This window comes from uncultured Amaricoccus sp. (assembly GCF_937858865.1).
In the GTDB taxonomy this organism is placed as follows: Bacteria; Pseudomonadota; Alphaproteobacteria; order Rhodobacterales; family Rhodobacteraceae; genus Amaricoccus.
This window is the reverse complement of the sequence record NZ_CALLYO010000438.1, coordinates 1-6,406: the sequence shown is the minus strand read 5'-3', so window position 1 is coordinate 6,406 and position 6,406 is coordinate 1. Positions and strand designations below refer to the sequence as shown.

6 protein-coding genes are annotated in these 6,406 nt (G+C 74.8%); all 6 read left to right on the top strand.

Features of this window, described 5'->3' with window-relative positions:
- Window positions 1-1,069 (top strand): response regulator (locus Q0112_RS13010; protein ID WP_297975956.1); only part of this gene is annotated, 1,069 nt, incomplete at its 5' end.
- A gap of 14 nt (window positions 1,070-1,083) precedes the next feature.
- Window positions 1,084-2,517: a sigma-54 dependent transcriptional regulator gene (locus Q0112_RS13005; protein WP_297975955.1), complete on the top strand. Its 1,434-nt coding sequence runs from the start codon at window positions 1,084-1,086 to the stop codon at window positions 2,515-2,517.
- A gap of 85 nt (window positions 2,518-2,602) precedes the next feature.
- Complete coding sequence (locus tag Q0112_RS13000; RefSeq protein ID WP_297975953.1) at window positions 2,603-2,998, top strand: cytidine deaminase; 396 nt, start codon at window positions 2,603-2,605, stop codon at window positions 2,996-2,998.
- A complete protein-coding gene (gene deoC / locus Q0112_RS12995) occupies window positions 2,998-3,747 on the top strand; it encodes a deoxyribose-phosphate aldolase (RefSeq protein WP_297975952.1) in 750 nt (249 codons plus the stop codon). Before Q0112_RS13000 ends, deoC begins: the two co-directional genes overlap by 1 nt.
- On the top strand, window positions 3,747-5,054 hold the full coding sequence (deoA, locus tag Q0112_RS12990; protein WP_297975950.1) for a thymidine phosphorylase: 1,308 nt from the start codon (window positions 3,747-3,749) through the stop codon (window positions 5,052-5,054). The genes deoC and deoA overlap by 1 nt, the downstream gene beginning before the upstream one ends.
- Window positions 5,054-6,259 carry a phosphopentomutase gene (locus Q0112_RS12985; RefSeq protein ID WP_297975948.1) on the top strand — a complete coding sequence of 402 codons (1,206 nt, stop codon included), beginning with the start codon at window positions 5,054-5,056 and terminating at the stop codon, window positions 6,257-6,259. The genes deoA and Q0112_RS12985 overlap by 1 nt, the downstream gene beginning before the upstream one ends.
- The last annotated feature ends 147 nt before the right edge of the window (window positions 6,260-6,406 follow it).

The window sequence follows — 6,406 nt, the reverse complement described above, 5'->3', positions numbered from 1 at the left end:
CAACGCGCTCAAGTTCAGCGACGCGGGCGCCATCCGCCTGACGCTCGGCCGCGAAGCGGACGGCAGCGTCGTCTTCCGCGTGGCCGACGAAGGCCCCGGCATCGGCCGGGAAGGGGCGCTGCGCCCCGAGCGCGCCGGCGAGGGGCTCGGGCTCGAGATCGTGCGCACGCTGGCCGACCGGGCCGGCGCGCGCCTCTCGCTCGGCAACCGCACGGGCGGCGGCCTCGAGGCGGTGCTGTGCTTCCCGCCGGAGATCGCCGCGGCCTCCGCCGCCGTGCCGCTGCGGGCCTGCGACCTCTCCGGGGTGCGCGTGCTGCTCGCCGAGGACAATCCGACCAACCAGATGGTCGCCTCGCAGATGCTGCGGGCGCTCAACGCCGAGGTCACGGTCTGCTCGGACGGCGTCGAGGCGCTGGAGCGGTTCGAGGCCGAGGAGGTCGATCTCGTGCTCGTCGACATCGAGATGCCGCGGCTCTCCGGGCTCGACGTGATCCGCGCCATCCGCGCCCGGACCGACGAGCGCGCGCAGGTGCCGATCGTGGCGCTGACCGCCTACGCCATGCGCGAGCATCGCGAGCGGATCGCCGCGGCCGGCTCGAACGGGCTGATCGCCAAGCCGGTCACCAGCGTCGAGGCCTTCGGGCGAAGCCTCGCCGTGCATGTGACGCGGCGGCGCGCGCTGGAGGAAGACGCAGGCGGCGCCGCGGCGGCCGAGGCGACCCGGGCGCCGCTCGTCGACCATGCCGTCTACGACGCGCTCGTCGCCGCGATCGGGGCGGAGACGATGGGCGAGCTGCTCGACAAGGTGATTGCCGACCTGCTCTCCGCGCAGCGCGACCTCGCCGCGGCGCTCGACGGGCCGGACCGCGACCGCATCCGCACGGCCTCGCACATCCTCATCTCGGTCGCCGGGGCGATCGGCGCGGTGCGGCTCGCGGCCTGCGCGCGCCAGCTGAACGATCTCGCCCACGGCGAGGACGCGGCGCGCATCGCCGGGACCACCCGCCGCTGCATCGGCGAGATCGACGTCGCGGTCGGCTTCGCGCGCGACCGCCGCGCCGGCGATTGAGGGGAGGGGAGGGGATGCCGGACCGTCTGCTCCTCGTCGAGGACACCGCCTCGCTGTCCATGGTCTACCGCTCGGTGCTGGCGCGGGCCGGCCACGAGGTGGCCTGCGCCTTCAGTCTCGCCGAGGCCCGGTCGCACGTGGACCAGGCCCGCCCGCACGTGGTTCTCCTCGACCTGCAGCTCCCCGACGGCGACGGCCTCGATCTGCTGCAGGCGCTGCGCCGGACGGCGCCCGACTGCCGGGTGATCGTCATCACCGCCAACGGCTCGATCAACCGCGCGGTGCAGGCGATGCGCGCCGGCGCCTTCGACTTCCTGGTCAAGCCCTTCGACGAGACCCGGCTGCTGAGCGCGGTGCAGAACGCGATCGCCTCGGCGCCGCACCCGCAGGAGCCGGAGGAGGAGGCCGCCGCCCCGCACGAGGTCGAGCCCGGCTTCCAGGGCTTCATCGGCCGCTCGGCGGCCATGGCCGAGATCTACCGCATGGTGCGCGCCATCGGCCGCTCCACCGCCACCGTCTTCATCACCGGCGAGAGCGGCACCGGCAAGGAGGTCTGCGCCCGCGCCATCCACGCCGTCTCGAACCGGGCCCGGCGCGCCTTCGTGCCGCTCAACTGCGCCGCCATCCCGCGCGACCTGCTCGAGTCGGAGGTCTTCGGCCACCTCAAGGGCGCCTTCACCGGCGCGCTCTCCGACAAGCCGGGCGCCGCGGCGGCGGCCGACGGCGGCACGCTCTTCCTCGACGAGATCTGCGAGATGGACCTCTCGCTGCAGACGAAGCTCCTGCGCTTCCTGCAGACCTCGACCATCCAGCCGGTCGGTGCCGCCCGCGCCATCCCGGTCGACGTGCGCATCGTCTGCGCCACCAACCGCGACCCGGCCGAGGAGGTCCGCCGCGGCCGCTTCCGCGAGGATCTCTACTACCGGCTGCACGTCGTGCCGATCCACATGCCGCCGCTGCGCGTGCGTCCCGACGACATCATGGACATCGCCCGCGCCAGCCTGCTCGAATATGCCGCCGAGGAGGGCAAGTCCTTCGCCGGCTTCGACGCCGGGGCGGCGGCGGTGCTGACCAGCCGCCCCTGGCCCGGCAACGTCCGCCAGCTCCTCAACGTCATCCGCAACACCGTCGTCCTGCACGACGGCCTGCTCGTCACCCGCGAGATGCTGCCGAGCGAGATCGTGCTCGAGCCCGCCGTCCCCATCGCCCGGGACCCGGTGGCCCAGGCGCCCATGCCGCTCCCCGCGGCCGGCCCCAGCACGCGCGAGCGCATCGCGCCGCTCGTCGGCGCCCGCATGGCCGACGTGGAGCGCGAGCTGATCGAGGCGACCATCGAGCATTGCGACGGCTCGATCCCGCGCGCCGCCAAGGTGCTCGCCGTCTCGCCCTCGACCATCTACCGCAAGCTCGAGGCCTGGTCGGGCAGCCAGCGCCGCCCGGCATCCTGAGGCCGCCAGGGGCGGCGCGCGCCCTTGCCAACCGTTCCGGCTCGCGTCCATAGTCCCCCCGTCCGACACGGGGGGAGGGCTCCGAATGGATCTCTTCGACGCCGCCCGAGCCGCCTGGGCCAACGCCTACGCGCCCTATTCGGGCTTCAAGGTCGGCGCCGCCGTCCGCTGCCCCGACGGCAGCGTCTTCGCCGGCTGCAACGTCGAGAACGTCGCCTATCCGCAGGGCACCTGCGCCGAGGCCGGCGCCATCGCCGCCATGGTCGCCGCCGGGCGCACCCGCATCGCCGAGGTCCTCGTCCTCGCCGCCGGCCCCGAGGTCATCTCCCCCTGCGGCGGCTGCCGCCAGAAGCTCGCCGAGTTCGCGCCCCCCGACACCCCGGTCGTCCTCGCCGGCCCCGAGGGCGAGCGGGCGCGCACCACCGTCGGCGCGCTGCTGCCCGGCGCCTTCGCCCCGGCGCACCTCGGGGGGCCCCGCTGATGGACGCCGTCACCGCCGCCCGCCGCGCGCTCGCCGCGCTCGACCTCACCAACCTCGACGACGCCTGCGATGCCGCGGCGACCACCGACCTCTGCCGCCGCGCCGCCACCCTGCACGGCCCGGTCGCCGCCGTCTGCCTCTGGCCGCGCTTCGTCGCCCAGGCGCGGCGCGCGCTCGAGGGCACCGGCATCCGCATCGCCACCGTGGTGAACTTCCCCAGCGGCGAGGAGCCGCTGGAGCAGGTCCGCGCCGACACCCGCCGGGCGCTGGACGCTGGCGCCGACGAGATCGACCTCGTCATCCCCTGGCGCCGCCTCGCCGCCGGCCACCCGGCGACCGACACCGTCGCCGAGATCAAGGCGATCTGCGGCCCGGCCACCCTCAAGGCCATCCTCGAGACCGGCGAGCTCCGCGACCCGGCCCTCGTCCGTCGCGCCGCCGACCAGGCGCTCGCCGGCGGCGCCGACTTCCTCAAGACCTCGACCGGCAAGGTCCCGGTCAACGCCACCCCCGAGGCGGCCGAGATCCTCCTCCAGGCCATCCTCGACTCCGGCCGCGACGCCGGCCTGAAGGCCGCCGGCGGCGTCCGCACCACCGCCGACGCCGCCACCTACCTCGCCCTCTGCGACCGGATGATGGGCGAGGGCTGGGCCACGCCGCGGCACTTCCGCATCGGCGCCTCCGGCGTCCTCGCCGCCCTCCTCGCCACCCTCGACGGGGCGCATGCCCCCGCCGCCAGGGGCTACTGATGCTCCCGCAGGAGATCATCATCCGGAAGCGCGACGGCGGCACCCTCACGCCGGCCGAGATCCGCTTCATGGTCGAGGGCCTCGCCTCCGGCGCCATCACCGAGGGCCAGGTCGCCGCCTTCGCCATGGCCACCTTCCTCCGCGGCATGTCGACCGACGAGCGCGTCGCCCTCACCCTTGCCATGCGCGACAGCGGCACGGTGCTGGCCTGGGACCTCCCCGGCCCGGTCGTCGACAAGCATTCGACCGGCGGCGTCGGCGACAACGTCAGCCTCGTCCTTGCGCCTGCGCTCGCCGCCTGCGGCGCCTTCGTCCCGATGATCTCCGGCCGCGGCCTCGGCCACACCGGCGGCACGCTCGACAAGTTCGACGCCATCCCCGGCTATCGGACCCAGCCCGACGCCGACACCTTCCGCCGCGTCGTGGCCGAGGTCGGCTGCGCCGTCATCGGCCAGACCGCGGACATCGCCCCCGCCGACCGCCGCCTCTACGCCATCCGCGACGTCACCGGCACGGTCGAATCGATCGACCTCATCACCGCCTCGATCCTGTCGAAGAAGCTCGCCGCCGGCCTCGACGCCCTGGTCCTCGACGTGAAGACCGGCTCCGGCGCCTTCATGGCCACCCCGCACGAGGCCCGCGCCCTGGCCGAGGCCCTGGTCGAGGTGGCGACCGGCGCCGGCTGCCCGACCCGCGCCCTCATCACCGACATGAACGAGCCCTTGGCCTCCGCCGCCGGCAACGCGCTCGAGGTGGCGAACGCCGCCCGCTTCCTGCGCGGCGACGAGATCGACGCCCGCCTCTACGACGTCGCCGTCGCCCTCGGCGCCGAGCTCCTCGCCGCCACCGGCCTCGCCCCCGACACGGCCTCCGGCGCGCAGCGGATCCGCAACGCCTTCTCGACCGGCGCCGCCGCCGAGCGTTTCGACCGCATGGTCGCCGCCCTCGGCGGCCCGGCGGACTTCCTCGCCGACTTCGAGCGCCACCTCCGCGTCGCCCCGACCGTCGCCGAGATCCCGGCGAACGCCGAGGGCTTCGTCGCCGCCATCGACACCCGCGCCCTCGGCCTCGCCGTGGTCGAGATCGGGGGCGGCCGCCGCCGCGCCAGCGACCCGATCGACCACTCCGTCGGCCTCGAGCTCCTCCTCCCCCTCGGCGCCTCGGTCGAGCCCGACACGCCGCTCGCCCGCATCCACGCCGCCGACGCCCACGGCCTCGCCGCCGCCGAGGCGCGCATCCGCCAAGCCTACCGCATCGGGCCGACCGCGCCCGCCGAGGCGCCCCTCATCCTCGGGCGCATCGCCTGATGCCGCGCGCCTTCCTCCTCGTCATGGACTCGGTCGGCTGCGGCGGGGCGCCCGACGCCGCCGCCTTCGGCGACGCCGGCGCCAATACCCTCGGCCACATCGCCCAGGCCTGCGCCGCCGGCCGCGCCGAGGAGGGCCGCTCCGGCCCGCTCGATGTTCCGAACCTCGCCGCCCTCGGCCTCGGCGCCGCAATCCGCGCCGCGAGTGGCATCGACCTCCCCGGCTTCCTCGAGCCTCCCGTCGCCACCTGGGCCGCCGCCACCGAGGTCTCGCGCGGCAAGGACACGCCCTCCGGCCACTGGGAGCTCGCCGGCGTCCCCGTCCCCTGGGAGTGGCACTATTTCCCGCGCACCGACCCGGCCATCCCCGCCTCGGTGACCGAGCCGCTCGTCGCGCAGGCGGACCTCCCCGGCACGCTCTGCAACGCCCACTCCTCGGGCATGCCGGTGCTGCACGCCTTCGGCGAGGAGCATATCCGCACCGGCAAGCCGATCCTCTACACCTCCGCCGACAGCGTGCTGCAGATCGCCGCCCACGAGGTCCATTTCGGCCTCGAGCGGCTCTACGAGGTCTGCCGCATCGCCGCCGGGATCGTGCATCCGCTGCGCGTCGGCCGCGTCATCGCCCGCCCCTTCGTCGGCGAGAGCGCCGCCGCCTTCGTCCGCACCCCGAACCGCAGGGATCTCGCCATCCCGCCGCCCGAACCCACCATCCTCGACCGCGTGCAGGCGGCCGGCGGGCGAACCCACGCCGTCGGCAAGATCGGCGACATCTTCGCCCACCGCGGCATCACGACGCTCGCCAAGGGCAAGGACGACATGGCGCTGGTCGACGCCACGCTCGCCGCCATGGACGCGGCAGGGGAGGGCGACCTCGTCTTCGCCAACTACGTCGACTTCGACACGCTCTGGGGCCACACCCGCGACGTCTCGGGCTACGCCCGCGCGCTCGAGGCCTTCGACGCCCGCATCCCGGAGATCCTCGCCCGCCTGCGCCGGGGCGACCTGCTCGTCCTCACCGCCGACCACGGCAACGACCCGACCTTCAAGGGCACCGACCACACCCGCGAGCGCGTCCCGGTCCTCGCCGTCTCGCCCGGCCATCCGCCGCGCGCCGCCGGCCTCATCGCCTTCGCCGATGTCGCCGAAACCATCGCCGCCCACCTCGGCCTGCCCGCGGGTCCCCACGGCCGGAGCTTCCTGTGACCCCCCGCGCGCCCGCGTCAAGACCTGTGAACAGGCGGTTAACGGACCGGAAATAGCCAAGCAACATCAAAGATATGTCGGTTTGGGCGCGCGCGCCCACACCGCGCCCAGCGAGGAGCCGATGCCCGATAGACCGAAGCCCGAGCA